The following is a 21,380-nucleotide window of genomic DNA, read 5'->3' on the forward strand; positions in this document are numbered from 1 at the left end:
GAAAGGTCAAGCTACTCGGAGGAGACGTAGACAGTTCCGCCTTTATTCAAAAATTCTTCGGATTTTTCTTTAAATCCTTCTTCCATAGCCTTCTCGTCCGAAATCCCTTTCTCTTCCGCGTATTTTCTAAGTTCCTGGGTCAAATGCATGGAGCAGAAATGAGGGCCACACATAGAACAAAAATGTGCGGTTTTCATCCTGTCCTGCGGAAGTGTTTCATCATGAAAGGACTGTGCAGTATCCGGATCCAAGGAAAGTGCGAACTGATCGTCCCATCTGAATTCGAATCTTGCCTTACTCAATAGATCGTCTCTTTCTTTGGCACCTGGATGTCCTTTCGCAAGGTCCGCCGCATGTGCAGCGATCTTATAAGCGATCACTCCTTGTTTCACATCTTCTTTATCAGGAAGTCCCAAATGTTCTTTCGGAGTTACATAACAAAGCATTGCAGTTCCATGCCAACCTATCATCGCGGCTCCGATCGCGGAAGTAATATGATCATAGCCGGGTGCAATATCGGTCACTAGCGGCCCTAATGTGTAGAATGGAGCTTCCTTACAAATTTCCATCTGCAAGTCCACATTCTCTTTGATCTTATCCATTGGAACATGACCAGGACCTTCTATCATTACTTGAATATCTTCTTTCCAAGCGATCTGTGTAAGTTCTCCCAAGGTCCTTAATTCCGAAAATTGTGCCTCATCGTTTGCATCCGCAATACTTCCGGGACGTAAACCGTCACCCAAGGAGAAGGATACTCCGTATTTTTTCATCACCTTGCAGATCTCTTCAAAACCGGTGTACAGGAAATTCTCCTGATGATGAGCCAAGCACCATTTTGCAATGATGGAACCGCCTCTGGAAACTATACCTGTCACTCTTTTAGAAGTCATCGGGATATATCTAAGAAGAACTCCCGAGTGAATCGTGAAATAATCCACACCTTGTTTCGCCTGCTCTTCCAAAGTTTCTAAAAATACGGAAAGGCTTAAGTTCTCCGCCTTACCTTTTACTTTTTCCAAAGCCTGGTAGATCGGAACGGTACCGATCGGGACAGGGGAATTTCGAATGATCCATTCTCTAGTCTCATGGATATTTTTTCCAGTGGATAGATCCATCACAGTGTCTGCTCCCCATTTGATGGACCAGCGCAGCTTCTCCACTTCTTCTTCAATGGAAGAAGAAAGAGCGGAGTTCCCTATATTTGCGTTAATTTTCACCAGGAAGTTCTTACCTATGATCATCGGCTCAAGTTCCGGATGGTTTTTATTGGAAGGAATGATCGCTCTTCCTCTTGCGATCTCACTTCTCACGAATTCAGGATCCATTCCTTCGCGCAGTGCTACATATCTCATTTCTTCGGTTATCAACCCCTGTTTTGCGAAATACATTTGGGAATGATTTTGGACCGGAGAAGGACCCGAAATTCTTTTGTGGATCCATTCTTGCCTAAGTTTAGGGATCCCTGCCTTCCAATCGGAAGGATTCCATCCGTCTTTCCAAGGACCTTCTGTAGTATAAGCGCTGTAAACGGATCCGTTGCTTAAGCGTATCTCTTTTCGAGGAATTTCGAACGGAGGTTTAGTTTGATTGGATTCCATAGTGTTTCTCCCATGTCGGGGAAAATTCCGGAATCTGAAAAAAGAGGAAAAGAAAAAGGGCTCGGGAAGAAGTCCATGCGAAATTTATAATCTTTTGCGGACCTAGATCTCGGGCGTTCGTTTTTTTCCGTTTCCCTTCGCAGGCATTATCCTGATCAGGTTCCGGGGACTCTCTCAGAGACTTTTGGTCCCACCCCCAACGGTTCTTCTCCATTGGATTCCTAAATTCTAGTCTTGCAAGGAGTTTTTCCGAAACTTCTCACTTGTATTCGTGATAGAGAATTCATTGATTTTTCTCAAAGTTTTAAAAATCAAAATTAACGAACGGATGTTAAGATTCTCAAAGAAGAGGAAGTGAATGTTTATTTTTTACAACAAATGTTCAAAATAAAATCTGATATAACGGACTTTTTTATTTTATTGGGAATATCTGTTTGACACCCAGGTCCGCATCGATATTGTCCTGTCCAATGCTTGGGCCCAGCTATAGACATAAATGGTCCAGGTGAAAAACCACTCTACTATACGAAAAGTTTAAGGAGCTATTTAAATGGTTCGTAACATCACGAAAGCTTTGCTAGTTTTCGCCGTACTTTGTTCTTCATTCGGCTTAAGCGCAAAGTCTTACATCACTGGAGGCCTCGGTCTCCAATTCGACCTTGGATCTTTGGGCGATACAATTGCAACTGACGGTTTGGATTCTTCCACTAACTATAGCACTACAGCTACAGATGGAACTACAGGAGTTCTACCTCGTCGTGCAATCATCCCTGAAAATCGTTTACTCAGTTTGCAACACACTACAATGGGATTGATCAGCGCTAAGACCAGTGGTGCTATGACAGGTCTTACTCTTTCCTTGGGATATGAGCAAGATTTTGGAAAAGCATTTTTCTGGAGAGCAAACGCGCACTACACTCGCAAAGTTATGGGTGGAGAAACTACCGGTAAATTCGCAGGACAAACTTTCTACGACATCACTTGGGACTACCATGCACTTCAAGTTCCAGTGAACGTAGGTATCAAACTATCCGTTACTGAAGATACTTCCTTCTATATCGGAGCAGGGGTCCACTACTTCAATGGTGGATGGAGCTTAGCAGGAAGTAACCGTTTGAGTGATGTTCACAATGCATTAGCAGCTCTACCTCCTACTACACCTGGTCTAACCACAATAATGGGCCTCGTTGCTGATGGAACCGATCCTTCTGCAAACTGGGAAAAAACTACCTTCCAAGTTTCCGGAGTGGCTCCAAACTGGTTGATAGGAGCTCAAACTAAGATTTCCGACAAAGGTTCCCTATATATGGAAGTTGAGACTTTATTCTCCTTCAAATACGGCATCGCTCACCCAAGATCTGCTGGTGGCGCTGTTGGCTTAGCACCTTCCGTTGCGTATCCTCAAGTTCTTGGTGGAAACCAGTACAGATTCGGATACAAACACGAGATCTAATTCTTAGATTTTTGTTTGTATGCAAAGGCTCTCCGCAAGGAGGGCCTTTTTTATTTCCTCATATCTTTTCTTTAAAACGTTAGCTTTCTTCCTAAATTAATAAGCGAAATATAAGTTTTTCCATCCCTAAGGGCATAAACACCTTCTTTAAAACTTTATCACATAACGATCATGTAATGATCTAAAATGAAAAAACGATGGCTGCCTGGAAGTGTATCCATTTCCAGTAAAAATGTTCTAAAACTTACCTTGGAGACAGCCCATGATACAAACCACCGGAAGAATATTCCTGATCCTTCTATTCCTAACACCAGGAATCTACTTGAATGCAAAATCATATGTGATGGGTAGTGCAGGATTACAATTTGATTTGGGAGATTTAGGAAGTACGATCTCCACTGACGGTTTGGATTCTGCCGGAAGTTTCTCTACAAAGGCTACCGACGGTACACCTGGAGTTCTTCCCCGCCGAGCAGTCATTCCTGAAAACCGTCTGCTCACATTGCAACATTCTTCCAACGGTCTCATTAGCGCTAAAACAAACGGAGCAATGACTGGACTTACTCTTTCTTTAGGATATGAACAGGATCTTGGAAAGGTTTTCTTCTGGAGAATAAACGCTCATTATACCCGAAAGATTATGGGAGGAGATACGGAAGCAAAATTTGCAGGACAATCTTTTTATCATATGACCTGGGACTATAATGCTATCCAAATTCCGGTCAATGTAGGGATCAAACTTTCGATCTCCGAAGATGCCTCAATTTATATCGGTGCAGGAGTTCATTACTTCAAAGGTGGATGGAGTTTAGCCGGAAATAACCGCTTGAACGATGTGCATGAAACTTTAGTCAATGCAGGCATTACGGACACTACCGTTCTAGGTTTAGTTGCAGATGGAACAGCACCTTCTGCGAATTGGGAAAACACAAAATTTAATGTCTCCGGGATTGCACCCAATTGGTTATTAGGTGCACAAGCAAGAATATCGGATAAAGGTCATGTATACATGGAAATGGAAACTTTGTTTTCCTTCAAGTATGGAATTGCCCATCCGAGTTCGGAAGGTGGAATGGTAGGCCTAGCACCAAGTGTCGCCTATCCTCAGGTTTTAGGTGGAAACCAATATAGATTCGGTTATAAACACGAGATCTGAGTTAAACCAAATCTATTCTTCCAAGCAAAGGTACGAATTTCACAGGCAATCGATTTGTTTCTTCAAATCGATTTTGTTTTTTTCTTAAAGTGAGAAGCAGTTGGACTTCTTCTTTCCATTCTACCGGAAGCACCGCAAGTCCTTCTTCCGGTAGGGACTCGAAAACCAAACTCCCGGGTCCCGGGATTTTTGGAAAACAGGCAGAAGATACGAATTTAGAAAATTTTCCTTTTGTTTGAGTGAGGAGTAACGCATCTCCGAATAAGATCTGATTTCTTTTTGTAAATCCGGGGGACCAATCTTCCAAAACTACTAAAGATCTTTCGTACAATTCAGGCACAATTTCCAAAGAGAGAAGTTTTGCTCCGAGCAAATCCAGAATAGCGGCCAAATAACCCGAACCTGTGCCTATTTCTAAAATGGAATCTCCAGATCTTACCTTCAATTGATCGGCAATGTATGCGACTATATACGGCTGGGAAATTGTTTGCTCTTCCCCGATCGGAACCGCTTTGTCTGCATAAGAATGTTCTCTGGTTTTTTCCGGAAGGAATATATGTCTGGGAACTTTCAGAAATGCAGAAAGTAGATTTGGATCCTTGATCCCTCTGTCGGAGATTTGGGTTCGGACCATTCTTTCTCTCGCAAGAACAGTCCCCGCATCATCAAACCTGGAGACGAAGCCTAAATCAGGATTTTCCATTGACGTATAGGCCCGACTCAGTAATTTGGTTATGGGTTCGGCTTTGTAGCTCAGTCGGTAGAGCAGAGGACTGAAAATCCTTGTGTCGGCAGTTCGATTCTGCCCGAAGCCAAAACCCGATTATCCGTTCTTCCTTTCCTCTCCCAATTTCCATAATTCGGTAAATACCAGATCTTCCACTTGTTTGCAAAGTTCGGGCTTATATAATTTTTTTACCGGCGGTTTTGGATACACATGTATCTCATCCGTATCCGGTATATAAGTAAGCATCCGTAAGATCTGATCCTCCCCTTCTATCTCGTACATTGTGTAGGACATCCCTTTTGCAGGGATGATTTGAGAAGTTTCTAAGTATTTCATGATTCTACTTCTCTATCAAGTATAGATCTTTTGGAAAGAGATTTATTCTTCTCTTCTGCCCAAGCATTTTACTTATGCAGACGATCCTTAAAAAGCTTGTACTAAAAAGCCTTTTTGTATAATCTTTCCCAATGACTCGGTTCTCTCTTAGAACTGACGGGGCCTTTCTTGTCGGGATCACAGGGATGATCGGTGGAGGTAAATCCACTGCAGCTAGGATCTTAGAAGAGTTGGGCGGAGTCAGGATAAGCGCTGACGAGATTGCCCGTAAATATACGGATCCTGACAGCCCGATCTCGAAGGAACTAATAGATTCCTTAGGTTCGGAAATTCTGGATGAGTCAGGCAAGATAGATCGTAAAAGGATCGCTAAGTTGGTATTCGGGAATCCCGAAAAACTGAAAATCCTAAACTCTTTGACCCATCCAAGGATACGTAAGGAGTTTTTGGAAGTCCTGGGCGGCTTGAAAGAAGGCAGCCTGGTCCTATGGGAAGTCCCACTTCTATTCGAAACGGACTCTTATACACTTTGTGATGTTACGGTCTGCGTGATCTCTGATCCTGAAGTTTCCCTAGAAAGGACAGTAAAAAGGGATGGGATCACTAGAGAAGAAGCGGAGGCCAGGGCAAAAAGTCAGCTTTCACTTCAGGAAAAAGCGAATAAGGCCGACTATACCATTAAGAACACAGGGGATTTGTCGGACCTTCGTAAAGAATGCGAATATTTGTACGCTGAGTTAAAAGGAAGAATGAAATGAAGGAAAAAGTTTTCTACGTCATCAATCTAGACAATAAAAGGATCTCCCTACTCTCCCTATTTTTAGTGGGACTTCTTTTTTCATTCTTCTTCTTAGGAGTTTCCGTAGGCAGAAAAAGAGGCCAAGTGCAGGACGACTTGGCTCTGAACTCTAATAGAGATAATATACAATCCTTATCTTCTTCTACTGTGAACCAAGCGATGGAAGAATCTTCCGCTACTTCTACAATTAAAAAAGAAGAAGAAGTTAAATTTAGAAATCTTCCTCCAGGTGCGGAAGTTGTGGATCTAAGATCCGATGTTTCTCCCGCAAAAAAAGAAGAACCGTCTAAGATAGAAGTAGAAGCCCCATCTTCTTCTCATCCTGAAAAAAAATTAGTCCGCAAAGAAAAGGAATCCAAGAGATCAGTTCACACTTCTCCTCGTAAGGCGGCTGTTCACAAGGCAGATAATGATTTTTTCGTTCAGGTAGCGGCATTCAAGACCAAAGAAAAGGCGGATGAACTCAAGTCGTCTTTAGGCGGGAAGTCCTACGTGAAAAAAACCAAAAACGGTTATTTTACTGTTCGTATGGGAAATTTTCCGTCCAAAGAAGACGCTGAAAAATCCATGAAAAAACTTCCCGGCAACTTGAAAGAAAACGCTTTGGTCTCTAAGGAATAATTTTTTTTCCATATTCTGCCGGCTGAACTTCTATATTTTTTCAATTGACCTAGGAACCGTGAAACCCCAAGTTCGTTGTTAACAGAAATGGATCTGAAAGAACTCGAACCAGTTCGTCTTGCCGTTGTCAGATCCACAATCGAAAGATTGCGTCATACGTATTCGGATCTTTTAACATCGATTAAGGGATACGACGGGATCCCCTCCTTTTTCGAAAACAATCTCTACGCTCCTACAAACAAGGAAGAAAGAGACAATGCGCTCGAAAGTTTGTATGAAAAATTAAAAACGGTCGCCGGTAAGGCCATGACCGACAATATCCATCAGATTATTCTGTTAAATAAACTCACCGATTCTTTGGATTTCGATACTGCCAAAATAGTTATCGAAAATAATCTGATGGAGAACGGGGAGATCCCTCAAGAAAATCTTTATGCTGCATTAGGCGCGACCGGCAGATTCGAAGATAGAAGAGCTCAGATCAGCATGGTTGGTGATACTCTAAAGTTTTTCTTTTCTCTTTCCAAACTTCCTATGGTGAAACTCATCATGGCGCCTATCAAAGTTGCAGCGTCCATGGTTGGAGCCACTTCTTTAGTGGATACTATGGAAGCAGGTTATAATTTATCTTCTAAGATCAAAGATTTACAACCGTTCATTGATTCATTTATCGATAGAGAAAACAGACTTTTAGGCAAATTGATCAACGGCGACAAACACGAGCCGATCCAATTTTAATTTTTCCAAAGAACTCCTTTTCAGATTCCATCTTGCCTTTTTTTAGATTTCCTAGATCCTTTGCTCCGGCCGGACCTTTGGCCTTGGGGCAAACTCATGTTTATAGGGCATTATAGCGTTTCTTTCGCTTCTAAAAAAGCGGAACCTAAAACTCCTCTTTGGGCGAGTTTTATAGGAGTTCAGTTCGTAGATATTCTGTTTATGATCTTTATCTTATTCGGGATCGAAGGTATTAGGTTCGTTCCGGGTTTTACGGAAGTGAATAATTTCGATCTTTATTATATGCCGATCACTCATAGTCTAGTAGGAGGGATCGGTTGGTCTATCTTGTGTTTTCTCATCTTTAAATTCGTTTTTTTAAGATCCAAACCATATTCAAATTCTTTAAAGAACAAAATTTCAGGACTTATAGGTTTAACCGTTCTTTCTCATTATTTTTTAGATCTTCCAATGCATACTGAGGATCTGCCTATCCTATTCGATTCAGGTCCTAAAATAGGATTCGGTCTTTGGCATAATAGAACTCTTTCCATCGCTACGGAAGTAACTCTTACCTTGATCGGCTTGATATTATATTTCAAAGCGACTAAACCGGGCCCGACATTCGGTGGAAAGTTCGGAATGCAGATCTTTGGCGGGATACTTTTGGTTTTAGCGATTGCAACTCCATTCTTCCCTCCTCCGCTTACGATCCCTGAATTTTCTATCCAGGCGTTAGTAGGTTATGTGCTTCTTGCTTGGGTAGCAGGCTGGCTGGACGGCAAAAGACTTCCGGCGGAGTCTTGATCTTATTAGGTGTATTTCTAATCTGTGGAAAATAAAAATTATCCATTCTTAGGTGCAGTAGGCCTTTGTCTCTTAGTTCTAGTTATAGGTTTTGGAATAGGGATCGTGTTTGCGATCCTTCAATCCACTACAAAATTAAGTATAGATACAAAGGTGATTACTGCAATAGGAAACTCAGCCTCTTTCGGATTTGCAATTTGGATCGGGCTTAGGATCTCTAAAAAAGAATATTCTGAAGTTTTAAAACTCAATCCGTTGAAGCCGCTTGAAGCGATCAGTTTCGCGATCACAGCAATCGGTTTTTCCTTTCTACTTTCCGAAGTGGATAATTTGTTTTCTATGTTAGTTCCTAAACCGGACTTCATCATAAACTTATTCCAAGGATTATTCGATGGGGAGAATATATTCTTATCCGCGATCTTACTTTCAGTCGTAGCTCCGATCACGGAAGAACTTATGTTCAGAGGAGTGATCCTAGATCGTTTCTTAAAACGATTCTCGGTTACTTCTTCTTTTATTCTTTCCTCTTTGTTATTTGGGCTGATCCACTTGAATCCTTGGCAATTTATCGGATCGAGTATTCTGGGAATCTATATGGCCTGGGTAGTTTATAAAACGGATTCGATCTGGAATTCGATTTTAATTCATGCGGTATTCAATGGGATCCCGCTTATCGTTCTGCATGGACTAGAACTGGAGATCCCAGGTTTTTCCGCCCCGATTGCAGGAAAAATTCAGGTCCTACAACCTATTTGGCTAGACCTTTTGGGTTTACTGATTACTTGTTTTGGATTATCTTTAACATTCTTTTTATTTAGAAGCCGGCACGAAAAAACCGCATAAGCTAACAATCCGAAGACTCGTTTTTTCTATTCGGATTACAACTGTGTAGTTTTTTCGTTTTTAGAAGTCGAACAATATTGGCCGAACCATCTCGGCCATTCGTATATTCGGATCACTCCGTTAGAATTAGAAAGGCAAACAAACAATGGTGGCAAACTCCGTCCAAACTACAAATTTTTCAGAGAAAGGAGCGATCAGCATCAACAAGATCCGTATAGGATTTTCCATAGTGATGCTTTTTGTGAACGTTCTGGCTTTATTCTCTCAAGGGTCCAGTTCTCAAACCAGCACATTCATCAATTTTTTAATAGAACTCACCATTTTCGGTTACGGGGTCGCTCAGATCTTCTTACTCAGAAAAGGAAAACTTAAAAAGTCCTTTGTAACTCTATGCGTGTTCTTAGATATCTTAATGTATTCGCTCATATTCATCACAGTAACCGTTTTCGCCGCAAATGCGGAAGCTATGGTCGGAACATTGAAGATGCCATTCTTCATCATGTTGTACTTTTTCGTGATGATCTATTCGGGACTTCTTCTTTCCCCTAGGACCACTTTGATGGTCGGATATTTGGCATTGATCGGAACATTCTCCATGGATTATTTTGCATGGTTGAACGGAGTGGAGTTTAAATATAACACTGATAAGTCCACAGAGATCTCCATATTTTTCGAGATCATACGATTCGTATTTTTCGTTTTAGGGATCCATATCTTAACTTCGGTGGTAAAATTTTTAGTTTCGGTTTCAGACGTAGCGATCAAATCCACTGTCGAGGCAGAAGCAAAAAGTGAAGAAGCGGAGAAGGCCAAAGATAGAATTACTAGCGAAGCTTCTACATTAAATAGAAATACTTCTGAAATGAAAACTGAAATGGACACTCTAAACTCGGAGATCCAGAGCCAGGTTTCCAGTATGGAACAGATCAGCGCTTCTCTTGAAGAATTAGCTGCATCCACAGACAGCGCAGCCGAATTCGTAAAAGCACAGTTCGGAAAGATAGAAGAATTAAACAAAGAAAGTGATACGTTAAATTCGATCTTAAAAGAAGTACGTATCTCCACAGACTCGCTCTCCAAAACAACGGAAGAATCCAAAGTTTATAGCAAAGATGTTTCCGGAGCAATGGAAGTATTGGGAAATAATTTCGGAGAAGTAAGTAAATCCTTCCAAAAAGTCCAAGATGTTAACGATATCATGAGAGAGATCGCCGACAGGACTAACTTACTAGCGTTAAACGCTTCTATCGAGGCGGCAAGAGCAGGAGAACACGGAAAAGGATTCGCGGTAGTAGCACAAGAGGTAGCAAAACTCGCAGATAGTGCTTCCGAAAACGCAGCCACAATCTCTAAAATTATCGGAGAAGCAGCAAAACTGATCACAAACGGAAACACCGCGGCAGAAGAAACAAAACGAAAAGTTTCCGTCCAAGAATCCGGATTTACTTCCGTGGTAGATAACCTGAACCAATTGAGATCCAGAGTGGAAAACCAAGGAAAGATCCATGAGTCCTTCTTAAAATCTTTCCGGGAACTATTCGATCTATCCAGACAAATTGAGTCCATCGCGAGCGAGCAGAAGAACGGGACCAAAGAAGTGGTCCAGGCACTTTCTTCCATCGAACAATCTTCGAATATCATCTCGGAAGGTTCGAACAGAATGAGAGCCAGCTTAGAGGAGCTTTCCGAACAATCAAAAAGACTGGTAGTTCAGTAAAGCCTCGCCGGGCGGTTTTTAGAAGTTCAATATTCTTGACTTCCCGGCATCCGTTGAAAGACTGACTTTCGTAACCCATCGCGAGTGTGGTGAAATTGGTAGACACGCCAGATTTAGGTTCTGGTGCAGTAATGTGTGGGGGTTCGAGTCCCTCCACTCGCAAAAACTTTCCTCTTCAAAACAATCAAACATTCTGATAAAACAAATCTCGAGGGACTCGAAGCGACAGCGATCGTAGCGGAAATCCGGCGATGCGCCATTGCGTTATGGTGCATCGCTGATTGAGCGTAGAGCGCGGTCCGAACGTAAGTGAGGAGTCGCCCTATTCGCTCTTCCAGCTTTGGAACAAAGGCAAAATCGCTTCTGCCAGAGCAAGGTCAGACTTTTCCGTGATTTTCAGATTATAAGGATTGGATTCTACCAACTTGGAACTGATCCCGTGAGCTTGGGCCCAAGTGCATAGATCGGTCGGTTCCGTTGTAGATGGTTTTTCCAGGAGACTTTTCAAGATATCTCCCCGGATCCCTTGGGGAGTTTTCATAAACCAGATCTTGTCCCGATCTAAAAACTTGAGATTGCCATTATTTTCTTCCAATACTGTTTCGTGGTTTTTAGAAGCTAGTGTGGCAACTCCTGCACCTTCTACCACAACGGACAGATTGTCCAAATCATCTTGAGATACGAACGGTCTTGCCGCATCATGGATCAAAATAATATCGTTCGGAGCAAACTGAATGGAAGAAATTCCGGATAACGTGGATCCGTGCCTGGTCTCTCTGCCTTCTACAATTCTATCTCTTTCTCTGAGATAAGGGAAACAAAGTTCTTCCGACTTTAGAATATAATCTTTATGTGATACGAGTACGATACTTTTGGTTTTTCCCCAATCCAGAAATGTTTCCAGGCTATGGAGTAAGATCGGTTTTCCGTTTAATTCTAAAAATTGTTTCGGAATATCGGACTTCATCCGGGAGCCTGTTCCTCCCGAAAGAAGTAGAAGATATATATTACCCGATGGAAACCAGGACTTCATTCTGAAGGACTTGTTCCAAACTTTGCTTTTTACGGACTAATTTTACGGTTCCATCCAGATCGATCAGAACTTCCGGTGTTTCCGGGTAGGAATTATAATTTTTTACGGACATAGAAGAACAATAAGCTCCCGTTCCTTCCATCACTACCAAGTCTCCAATCTCAGGTATTTGAGTGGTCCTAAGTTGAGGCCCACCTCCTTCTTCCTGGGTGATCAAGTCGCCGCTTTCGCAACAATGTCCCACATACACGAAGTCTCCTGTTTTTTGTTCGGAGTTTTCTTTTCCTGGGATCACCACCAATGGATGTTTTGCCGCATATAAAGCGGGTCTTGTATTCACATCCATTCCCATATCTAGTTTTACGAAAGTATATCCGCCTTCTCCAGTGTAGACAATATCATCCACCTGAGTGAGGATTGCTCCGTTATTCACCATTAAGAAGGAGCCCGGCTCTATTTCCATTTTGAGTTGGATCCCTTTTTCTTTGGCATAATTTTGAAAGAGTTCTTTTACTGGCTGTCCTACAACCTGAGGATCGGTCGTTTTTTCACCGATCATTCTCCCCACCTTGAAACCTCCACCCAAGTTAACAGTCCTACAATCAGGGAATTGTGCTGCGATCTCTAAGGTATAATGTGCAACTGCTTTCCAAACTTCAGGATCTGAGCCTGAACCTATATGAGTGTGAACTCGAACAAGTTTGAGTCCGTATTTGGAAACGATCTCTTTTACTTTTCCGATCTCTTCATGCCAGATACCGAAGGAAGAAGTTTTACCTCCTACATCCGTTTTCTTTGTAGCGCCCGATCCTAAACCTGGATTAAAACGAACGCTTACTTCTCCGCCGGGAAATAATTTTCCAAATTCTTCCAATTGTCGGAGAGAACATGCGTTGAATTGAACCCCTTGCGGGATCAGATCCTTTAAGGATTTTGCCAATTGTTGGGAAGTGAGTAGAATATCGGAAGGTTTGAATCCCGCGAGTATCGCGCGCTGCACTTCATGTTCCGAAGAAGCGTCGATTTGTATTCCCTTCTTCTTTAATATTTCCAGAACCGTTCTGCCTGGATTGGCTTTCATTGCGAATCGAACGGTCAGTCCGAAAGCGTTCGGGAATGCAAGTGTATCGTCGCAGCTTTTTTCGATCCCTTTGCGAGAGTACACAAATACTGGGGTTCCGAAATTTGTTGCGATTTTTCTAGCTTCTTCGGGAGTCAAAAATTTAAGATTTTCTATTGATTGCATAGGGTTAGAGGGTTTTCTAGATCCTTCTAGGCCATCTTTTAGAGCGGTCCGGGTTTTTTCAAAGGCAAAATTCCGATATGGCAGGCAAAATCACTCATCTCGAAGCTCTTTCTCAAGTCTGCAAACATCTGGATCACGGAACCGCAGAACAAAGAAAGATCGCAAAACTGTTAAGAGAAGAAGGTACCCGTAAGTTTGCCAATATAGGCGCGATCGCTCCCGACATTTTCTATTTTTATCATGTTCTTTCTCCGGTTCGGACCAAAAAGGCTCTTCCTTGGGGAGACCTAAGCCATCACGAAAACGTTTTGGAATTGATCCTGAATTTTTTGGACGGGGTCCTCACGGTCGAAGAAGGAATTTATAGAGATCGTTTTCTCGCATTCACTCTAGGTTATATCATCCACTGCGCCGTGGATATAGTCACTCATCCTTATATCTTTTTTATTTCCGGAGATTATTATAGCCCGGATAAACAGATCAGCTCCAAGGCTCAATACAATCATATGAGAGTGGAATTCGCTTTGGATTCTTGGCTCTTAGATTTCAGATGGGGAATGACTCCTAAAGCGTACGACTTTGTGCAGCATGTGGATGTGATCTTCAAAGGAAAAGACGGGCAGAAAAAAATGGATCCTATGCTTTGGAACTTCTGGTTGAAAAGTTTAAAGGCAACCTTCCCTAAAGAGTTTAAAGAAAAGTATATAGGCTCCGAAGAAAAGATCATTCCCGGAGATATTCTGAACGAATCTTTCTTAGGTTATTTGTATTTTCATAGATACTTGGATTCCAGAAGTAAGATCGTAAGAGCCGCACTCAGCTTTTTAGATAAGATCACTTTTCATAAAGTAAATTCTTCCGTCCTGATGCTTCCATTAAAGGAACATATAGATAAGAGGATCATGAATGAAGAAAAAAGAGAATGGTCTTATCCCGCGGACCCGAACCTGATCCGTAATGATTCTTTTGTGGAGTTGATCAACAAAGCATGCGAGGCTGCAAAAGATGCGGTTACGAATGCCTGGGGTTATGTTCACGACAAAACTTCTCGTTCTTCTATGATCAAAGAATACCAAGGATATAATTTAGATACCGGTCTTAGATTCCACGGCATAGATAAGATGCGCCAATTTTCGCCTTTATAAGAAATCAGCATAAAACCAAATGAAACACGAACCCGTAGATTTTTTCACAAGATATTTCGTAGTACTTTTTAGGGATAAGGTCCAATCCCGTTTGGATTCTTCAGACCCAGTTCGCAAACTTATCTATCTTGTTTTGGGGCTTATCTTCTTAAACGGATTTTTATTCGTATTCTCTATCAAAGATATTTGGCAGGTCCCTAAGGCGGACCGTTACGAAAAACCTTCTCTACTCTTCGGACTCAACACGGAAGGGAAATACGAGCCTATCGCGGAATTTTATAGATTTTCCAGAGTGGTGATCACCGACGAAGATCTTCCCGGCGGTTGGGATGATAATAAGGTAATCCGTTGTTTTGTTTCTACGGAAGATAATAATTTCAGATCCCACAAAGGTCTGGACCTTCGAGGGATTTTTAGAGCAACCATGGTCAACCTTCTTGCAGGAAGAGTGAAAGAAGGTGCATCCACAATCACTCAGCAGGTTGCCAGATTAAAATTCCTAAATACGGAAAGATCCTTTTTACGTAAGGCAAGAGAAGCATGGCTTGCACTTCTTCTCGAACTTGTATTCGATAAAAAAACCTTAATAGGTATCTATTTAAACGAGATCCCGCTTGGTCATGGAACGATCGGAGTAGGTGCCGCGGCAAAATTCTATTTCAGAAAAGATATTAAGGACTTGAGCTGGGGAGAAGCAGCACTTCTTGCAAGTTTGACCACAAGACCCAAGGAATTTTCTCCTTTAGTAAATCCGAATACATCCGCTTCCAAGGTAAGAGTTGTATTCAAAAAGCTGGTGGAAAACGGGATCCTGGATGTGGAAACCGCAGAGAGAGAATTCGAAGCATTCTCCGAATATTATATAACCTTAAATCGTTCTCCTAACGATTCCGCATTCTCGGATCGTCTCAATAAATTCCCTTATTTTACGGAATATGTGCGTAAGAACCTGGCCCGTTATATACCTTCTCAACAGATATACGAGGGCGGTTTGAAGATCTATACCACCCTAAATATACAGCACCAAGCCCAGGCAGAAAAGGCCTTGGCTGCAGGTTTAAAACAACAGACCCAATTATCCAACCAAAGGGCTTTCACGAAAATTGATTCATTCGAAGATTCCTACGGTTCTACCTATAAACTTTTGGCGGAACTTCATGATCTTCCAGAATTCAAATTTAAGATCTCCCGTTCTTATAGAACATTCAATAGGGCTTGGCAGGAAGAATTTAGGGACGATCTATCCGTATTAAATTTGATCTCAGGCACGGAGATGTTGGGAGAAGCAATCGACTGGAATTATAGGACCCAAGCTACTGAGGATCATCTTCTTCCCGTAGAAGGAGCGTTAATTTCCATTCGTCCGGACACTGGTCATATCACCGCGATGGTAGGAGGTTCAGGATTTAGATCAGATAACCAACAGATCCGTGCATTCCAGGCTTACAGACAACCTGGCTCCGCATTCAAACCTTTAGTGTATGCTTCCGCGATGGAATATTATCATGAACACCCTGATGACAAAAAGAATGTTACTGCTGCTTCCCTATTTGATGATTCTCCACTTCAATATGTTTTAGAAGATGGGGATGAATGGAACCCAAGTAATTATTCAGGAGAATATTCAGGATTTATCCGTTTAAGACAAGCACTCGAACTTTCCAGAAATAGTGTTGCAGTTCGACTTCTTGAACATACCGGTTTGAATAATCTTCTGCCAAGACTCGAAAAACTTTTACAAGTGGAGAATAGAAATCTTCCAAGAGACTTTTCAATCGCATTAGGAAGTTTTGAAGTTTCTCCTTATGAACTCGCAAGATCTTACGCGGTATTTGCTTCCGGAGGAAAACAAGTTTTCCCTCTCAGCGTTCTATATGTAGAAGACGAACAAGGAAATCTGATCAAAGATTTCAGAAAAGAGTTCGAATCCAAAGAAAGAAAAAGATTACTCTCCCCTGAAACAAGTTACGTAATCACTTCCATGATGGAAGACGTGATCAAAAAAGGAACAGGGACCGGAGCAAGATCTTACGGACTCACTCGCCCTGCCGCAGGAAAAACTGGGACCACTAATAATTTTAGAGATGCTTGGTTCGCAGGTTACACTCCTGAACTTGTAGCGGTCGTTTGGGTGGGATATGATACTGGAACACTTTCGTTAGGCCGTGGAATGTCAGGTGCAGTTGTAGCCGCTCCTATCTGGGGAAGATTTATGGCGAATGCACTTGCCAAAGAAAAATCCAAATCATTCGATTTCGGAGACGCAAAAATTGTTCGCAGGACCATCTGCTCCATCTCCGGAAAACTGCCAGGCAGCCATTGTTACCAAACGGAAGAAGAAGTTTTCGATAAAGATACGGTTCCTAAAGAAGTCTGCGAAGACCATAGAGGTATGAGCGAACCGGATCCAACCCCGACCCATACCGCAGACCCAGGAACTACTAAGAAGAAAAAACCGAACCTCTTCGAGGGTGACGAGGATGTCATTCGGTAGTTATTGAAACCCCTAATCTCTCTCTGCGGCTTCGCGGCTCTGCGTGAGACTTAAATTTATTTTCTTACAACCAAGTCGGTCCGGGGTCCGAAGAAATAAGATTCCCGGAGAGGGGGGAGCGGAAGACGCGAAGCGGCTGAAGCGAGGGGGACACCTCCCCCTTATATCTTCTCTTATCCACCTTTTACAAAAAGAGTTGTCGATTTCGGAACCGCCCACCAAATAGATGAATCAGCAGTCAGGAGTAACAGATGGCCATCGGTAAGGATAATAATAACAGCGTAATCGGCCCAGGTTCCATATTTGAGGGCAAATTCTATATCGCTGGTTCCCTACGTATCGACGGAAAATTCGAAGGGGAAATTAAAACCGACGACGCATTATTTATTGGAGAAACCGGTAAGGTCCGCACTAATATTGCTGCGAGAGAAGTGATCGTAGCAGGAACCTTGATCGGAAATATTAAGGCGGAATCAGAAGTCCGCTTGGAAGAAACCGGACGTCTCTTAGGGGATATTATCGCTCCCGCTCTTTCCCTGGCAAAAGGTGTGGTAGCAAAAGGAAATATCACCGTAACCGGAGGCCAAAAGAAAGACGTTAAAAAGATCGTAGAAGAATCTTTTGGCGGAACAAGGACCCTGGACAACGGAAAGGAAGAATAACTCTTAGGACCCGAGTTCTTTTTTCCCACCTCTTAGATTTGTTCGAATCAAAAACTCGGGTGGTTCTCCGCCCGATCGACCGATACTCATAGTATGATCTTCAAGAAGCCCAGGCAATTGACCGCAGGAAAGGAAATCCTCCGGACAGATAATTTCACCCTGATCTACCTGGGCGCTTTCCATTTCCATTATTCCTTTTATTTCAGAGGGAATCTATACCACGGAAACCTGGATTTCAGAAGACGCAAATTCCGCGTTATTCCTCTTGTAGCATCGGTCATTTTTATGGTCCTATTTTTGGGGATTTGGATGAGCCCATCTAATGCTTCTATGGAATCCGCTTCTACTGAAGTGACCGAAAACGATTCGGAAGACTTAAAAGCCAAAAAAGGCGACGAAAAATTCTTAGAAGAATCCGAAAAAGCAAAACTCACCATCTTAATGGCGAACGAGATCAAAAGCGCTTCCGATAAAAAGAAACAACTTAAAGTAGTCACCTACAAAGTTAAAAGAAACGAAACACTTTCAGAGATCGCTACTCGTTATAAGGTCTCTATGGAATCCATCGCAGGTTCTTCCAGTATTAATTTAGAAGATACATTATACCCGGGACAAATATTACAAATCCCGAATAAACAAGGTCTATTATATAAATTCAAGGCGGGAGATACTGTCGCCAAAGTAGCTTCTCTTTACAAAGTAAACTTGGATGAAATTTTAGAAGAGAATAAACTGGACGATCTGGATATTCTTCGTCCCGGCCAAAAAGTTTTTCTTCCAGGAGCCGTAATCCCTGATCCTGCTCCTAAATGGGTGGTTCCAGTTACTTCTCATGTGGTCACTTCCAATTACGGTTGGAGAACCTTCCCTCAACACAAATTCCATGAAGCACTGGACTTAAAGGCGAATTACGAAGCGGTTATGGCTGCTCGTAACGGTAAGGTAGTATTCTCAGGATGGATGGGCGGTTACGGAAACGCGATCGTGATCGAACATAACGACGATTTCAAAACATTATACGCGCATAATTCCAGGCTGAATGTAAAACGAGGGGACTATGTGGTCGCAGGCAAGAAGATCTCGACCTCAGGATGTACAGGTTACTGCTTCGGCCCTCACTTACATTTTGAAGTGATCCATAAGGGAAAATCGGTTAACCCAGGAAAATACCTAAAAGGTCTCAGCTACAAAAGAGGCTCTAAACCGAACCATTAAGATTATGATGTTTCGATCTTTCTTTTTTGCTTTTAGTTTTATTCTCATATTAGGCTGCGGACCTTCCGTTTCCGAACATCTGGAAAAAAGGACCAATTCCCAATATTCTTCCACTCATGGGATCGAGGTATTTTTTAATACTTCCAGAGCGGTAAATCCTGGAACACAAGTAGCCTGTTCTAATTCTTATTTTCTGAATTTCGGAAATATGGGAACACAATCAGGGTCCTGTTTGATCAATGTTCCTGCGGACAGAGAGATAGGCTCCCTTCCGTTCGGCCTGGGAAATAAAGAGAAATCATTTCAATTCTTAGAACATAGAGTTTCTATCCAAGGCAAAACCAAAGAAGAGCAAGAGAAACTTTGGTGGAAAAGAATAGAAGAAGATCCTTTCGAAGAAGTGATCGTATTCGTTCACGGATTTAATGTAAACTTCGAAGAGGCAATTTTAAGAGCGGCCCAGCTCAAATACGATCTGAAATTTCCAGGCAAGGTAGCGCTGTATACTTGGCCGGCAGGAGGAGACGGTTCCATGCTTGGGACCTTCTTCCTAAAAAACACTTACGAAAAAAATCTAGTCTCTGCGAGAAGCAGCAGGGATTCTTTCAAATACTTCCTGAAAAGAATGGCCTCCACTAACAAAAAGATCCATCTATTGGTCCATTCTATGGGGCATCAGGTAGTCTTAAATTCAGTTTCCGAACTTTCTAAAGAATGGGGAGACAGACCTTTTCTAAAGGAACTGGTTTTGAATGCGCCTGATTACGATACCGGTGAGTTTATACTCATATTAGATAGTTTATTAAAATCTTCGGAAAGGATCACATTGTACTGCTCTCCCGGAGACTCCGCATTATTTGCCTCCGCACAGATCCACCAAACTGGAAGACTAGGCGCCTGTTCCAAATTTCCAGGAGTGGATGTGGTCAATGTAAACCCGATCGACTCCTCTTTATTGTCGCTAGGTCACGGATATTATTCTTCCCGTCCGATTTTGACCGATCTATACCAATTGTTTTTGGGTCTGGGAGCGGAGAAGAGGTTGTTCATCCGTAAGTCCTACGGGAACGAAAACTATATTCTCCGAAATTAAATCCTTCTAAACCCGGAATCGATCCACCTGTCCCTGGGACGGGAATATCCGCGCAAGATCACACGTTAGACGATATATCAAAAAATTTCGGATTTTAGTCCGAAAGGATTAGATGGGTTTTTATATACGAATGGTTGTTTCAAAAAAAATTACAGGGTAATAAACATTCCTTACAAAAATCACACTTATATTCTATTTTACTTGCAAAGATCTCTATTCATTTTTCGCCCATATTTCTGCAGATATTTTCACTTATCATTTTTCATTTATGTGGTTGAAACAATCGGTTTTATTCGTAGATTAGAAGTATGCTCACAAAACCTAAGATCCTAGTTGTGGAAGATGAGATCATAGTCGCAGTCAACTTGGGCCAGAAACTTAAAAAATTAGGTTACGATCTCGTGGGCATCACATCCTCCGGAGAGGAGGCCATCCAAAAGGCGGAAGAGAATCATCCAGATCTGGTCCTAATGGATATCAATATTGAAGGAAATCTGGACGGGATCCAAACTGCCGAACTACTAAGGAATAGATTCCAAACCCCGGTTATTTATCTTACAGCATATGCGGACGAGAACACTCTCAATAGGGCCAAAAGAACTCAGCCTTTAGGTTATATAGTCAAACCTTTTGAATCCGACCAGCTCCGTTCTTCTATCGAAGTTGCTTTGTATAAAAACGAGCTGGAGCATAGAAATCGCAAAAACGAAGAATCCTTAAAATCCACTTTGAACCAAATGGAATCCGGGATCATCACTACGGATGAGAACGGCCTAGTACTATTTTGTAATCCGGTGGCGGAAAAGATCGCAGGTCTTAGTTACGCAGAGTCTATAGGACTTTCCTTAACAAAGATTTTAAAATTAGAAGATCCAAACTCTTCCTCTTATACTCTTCCTCTTTCGGACGTGTTAACCTCTAACCAAACGATTGAGAAAAATGGAATATTCGCGGTCGATGGGATCGGAAATAAAACTTCAGTTTCCGTTCAGATCTCTCCCATCTTAAACACCGAAGGAAAATCCAGCGGTTCTATCACTGTTCTTCGTTTGGGAGAATCGGATAATACAAACCAGTCTTACTTAAAAGAGATCCACCATAGGATCAAAAACAATCTTACAGTTATTTCCTCTTTGCTGAGCATGAACGCTTCCAACCTGAAGGACCAGGAGACCTTGGATATTTTCAAGGACAGCCAGCATAGGATACAGGCAGTGGCCCTTCTGCACGAAGTGCTTTATGAAAACCATGATCTGTCTTCTATCAGTTTCGATCTGTATGTGCGCAAGCTTACCGATCTTTTATTCGAAGTATATAAAGTAGATCGTTCTAAGTTCAAACTAGTGTTGGATATCCAAACTCCAAAGATCCCAAGCGAGATGGGTATGAACTGTGCATTGATCATAAACGAACTTTTAACTAATTCATTCAAACATGGGTTCAAAGGCAGAGAGAGTGGTTCTATATTGATCCGTTTTAGTTTGAATGACGAACGATATTTCTTAGAAGTGAAAGATGACGGTGTGGGTGTGTCCGAGGATACTATGGCTCAAACCCGCAATTCAGGCTCTTTGGGACTTTCTTTGGTAGATTCTTTCGTAAAACTTTTAAGAGGAAAACTTAAGCTTGAGAACGATAACGGCTGCAAGGCCACCTTAAGCTTCCCTGTAAAACACGAGACCTAAAAAACGTTTTACTCGTCGGCTGAATCGGAC

General features: G+C 42.1%; 19 protein-coding genes, 2 tRNA genes and 1 riboswitch. Of the genes, 16 read left to right on the plus strand and 5 right to left on the minus strand.

Translation table 11 applies throughout. The features are described from left to right. Positions 1-11: 11 nt before the first annotated feature. On the minus strand, positions 12-1,601 hold the full coding sequence (thiC, locus tag EHR06_RS18855) for a phosphomethylpyrimidine synthase ThiC (RefSeq protein WP_135758441.1): 1,590 nt from the start codon (positions 1,599-1,601) through the stop codon (positions 12-14). A 115-nt stretch (positions 1,602-1,716) separates the two neighbouring features. After that, positions 1,717-1,809, minus strand: a riboswitch (TPP riboswitch). Positions 1,810-2,151: 342 nt separating this feature from the next. Here thiC and EHR06_RS18860 point away from each other — a divergent pair. Then, positions 2,152-3,054 carry a porin OmpL1 gene (locus tag EHR06_RS18860; RefSeq protein WP_135758442.1) on the plus strand — a complete coding sequence of 301 codons (903 nt, stop codon included), beginning with the start codon at positions 2,152-2,154 and terminating at the stop codon, positions 3,052-3,054. Between the two features lie 262 nt (positions 3,055-3,316). Then, entirely contained in the window at positions 3,317-4,210 is an 894-nt protein-coding gene (locus tag EHR06_RS18865; protein WP_135758443.1) for a porin OmpL1, read from the plus strand. A gap of 1 nt (position 4,211) precedes the next feature. Here EHR06_RS18865 and EHR06_RS18870 read toward each other — a convergent pair whose 3' ends face one another. Continuing rightward, a complete protein-coding gene (locus EHR06_RS18870) occupies positions 4,212-4,913 on the minus strand; it encodes a protein-L-isoaspartate O-methyltransferase family protein (RefSeq protein ID WP_135758444.1) in 702 nt (233 codons plus the stop codon). A 39-nt stretch (positions 4,914-4,952) separates the two neighbouring features. Between EHR06_RS18870 and EHR06_RS18875 the strand changes: the two genes are divergently transcribed. Next, a tRNA-Phe gene (locus tag EHR06_RS18875) sits at positions 4,953-5,025 on the plus strand. Positions 5,026-5,033: 8 nt separating this feature from the next. On the opposite strand, the gene EHR06_RS18880 is transcribed toward EHR06_RS18875, so the two are convergent. After that, positions 5,034-5,273 (minus strand): hypothetical protein, encoded by a 240-nt coding sequence (locus EHR06_RS18880; RefSeq protein WP_086446954.1) that lies wholly within the window; start codon positions 5,271-5,273, stop codon positions 5,034-5,036. A 131-nt stretch (positions 5,274-5,404) separates the two neighbouring features. Here EHR06_RS18880 and coaE point away from each other — a divergent pair, with 131 nt between their 5' ends. From coaE to EHR06_RS18915, 7 genes are all read left to right on the plus strand, one after another. After that, positions 5,405-6,031 carry a dephospho-CoA kinase gene (coaE, locus tag EHR06_RS18885; RefSeq protein WP_135758445.1) on the plus strand — a complete coding sequence of 209 codons (627 nt, stop codon included), beginning with the start codon at positions 5,405-5,407 and terminating at the stop codon, positions 6,029-6,031. Next, a complete protein-coding gene (locus EHR06_RS18890) occupies positions 6,028-6,693 on the plus strand; it encodes an SPOR domain-containing protein (RefSeq protein ID WP_135758446.1) in 666 nt (221 codons plus the stop codon). The genes coaE and EHR06_RS18890 overlap by 4 nt, the downstream gene beginning before the upstream one ends. 87 nt (positions 6,694-6,780) lie before the next feature. Continuing rightward, on the plus strand, positions 6,781-7,431 hold the full coding sequence (locus EHR06_RS18895; RefSeq protein ID WP_135758472.1) for an FFLEELY motif protein: 651 nt from the start codon (positions 6,781-6,783) through the stop codon (positions 7,429-7,431). A 96-nt stretch (positions 7,432-7,527) separates the two neighbouring features. Beyond that, the gene (locus EHR06_RS18900) at positions 7,528-8,217 is read left to right on the plus strand and encodes a hypothetical protein (RefSeq protein WP_135758473.1); all 690 of its coding nucleotides are present in this window, start codon (positions 7,528-7,530) and stop codon (positions 8,215-8,217) included. A gap of 24 nt (positions 8,218-8,241) precedes the next feature. Beyond that, positions 8,242-9,060 (plus strand): CPBP family intramembrane glutamic endopeptidase, encoded by an 819-nt coding sequence (locus EHR06_RS18905; protein ID WP_135758447.1) that lies wholly within the window; start codon positions 8,242-8,244, stop codon positions 9,058-9,060. Between the two features lie 145 nt (positions 9,061-9,205). Next, on the plus strand, positions 9,206-10,777 hold the full coding sequence (locus tag EHR06_RS18910; protein ID WP_135758448.1) for a methyl-accepting chemotaxis protein: 1,572 nt from the start codon (positions 9,206-9,208) through the stop codon (positions 10,775-10,777). An 80-nt stretch (positions 10,778-10,857) separates the two neighbouring features. Then, positions 10,858-10,939 (plus strand) — tRNA-Leu (locus EHR06_RS18915). 160 nt (positions 10,940-11,099) lie between these two features. On the opposite strand, the gene EHR06_RS18920 is transcribed toward EHR06_RS18915, so the two are convergent. Together EHR06_RS18920 and EHR06_RS18925 are read right to left on the minus strand one after the other, a co-directional pair. After that, on the minus strand, positions 11,100-11,810 hold the full coding sequence (locus EHR06_RS18920; protein ID WP_135758449.1) for an IspD/TarI family cytidylyltransferase: 711 nt from the start codon (positions 11,808-11,810) through the stop codon (positions 11,100-11,102). After that, the gene (locus tag EHR06_RS18925; protein WP_135758450.1) at positions 11,785-13,056 is read right to left on the minus strand and encodes a diaminopimelate decarboxylase; all 1,272 of its coding nucleotides are present in this window, start codon (positions 13,054-13,056) and stop codon (positions 11,785-11,787) included. The genes EHR06_RS18920 and EHR06_RS18925 overlap by 26 nt, the downstream gene beginning before the upstream one ends. Before the next feature lie 77 nt (positions 13,057-13,133). Between EHR06_RS18925 and EHR06_RS18930 the strand changes: the two genes are divergently transcribed. From EHR06_RS18930 to EHR06_RS18955, 6 genes are all read left to right on the plus strand, one after another. Further along, positions 13,134-14,201, plus strand: coding sequence for a zinc dependent phospholipase C family protein (locus EHR06_RS18930; RefSeq protein WP_135758451.1), 1,068 nt, complete (start codon positions 13,134-13,136; stop codon positions 14,199-14,201). A 19-nt stretch (positions 14,202-14,220) separates the two neighbouring features. Continuing rightward, the gene (locus tag EHR06_RS18935; protein WP_135758452.1) at positions 14,221-16,695 is read left to right on the plus strand and encodes a penicillin-binding protein 1A; all 2,475 of its coding nucleotides are present in this window, start codon (positions 14,221-14,223) and stop codon (positions 16,693-16,695) included. A 251-nt stretch (positions 16,696-16,946) separates the two neighbouring features. After that, entirely contained in the window at positions 16,947-17,357 is a 411-nt protein-coding gene (locus EHR06_RS18940) for a bactofilin family protein (RefSeq protein WP_100725072.1), read from the plus strand. 93 nt (positions 17,358-17,450) lie between these two features. Further along, positions 17,451-18,572, plus strand: a complete 1,122-nt coding sequence (locus EHR06_RS18945; protein ID WP_135625645.1) for a peptidoglycan DD-metalloendopeptidase family protein — start codon at positions 17,451-17,453, stop codon at positions 18,570-18,572. 7 nt (positions 18,573-18,579) lie between these two features. Then, positions 18,580-19,665, plus strand: coding sequence for an alpha/beta hydrolase (locus EHR06_RS18950; RefSeq protein WP_135758474.1), 1,086 nt, complete (start codon positions 18,580-18,582; stop codon positions 19,663-19,665). 308 nt (positions 19,666-19,973) lie between these two features. Then, a complete protein-coding gene (locus EHR06_RS18955; RefSeq protein WP_135758453.1) occupies positions 19,974-21,350 on the plus strand; it encodes a histidine kinase dimerization/phosphoacceptor domain -containing protein in 1,377 nt (458 codons plus the stop codon). The last annotated feature ends 30 nt before the right edge of the window (positions 21,351-21,380 follow it).

This window comes from Leptospira dzoumogneensis, from assembly GCF_004770895.1.
Taxonomy (GTDB): Bacteria; Spirochaetota; Leptospiria; order Leptospirales; family Leptospiraceae; genus Leptospira_B; species Leptospira_B dzoumogneensis.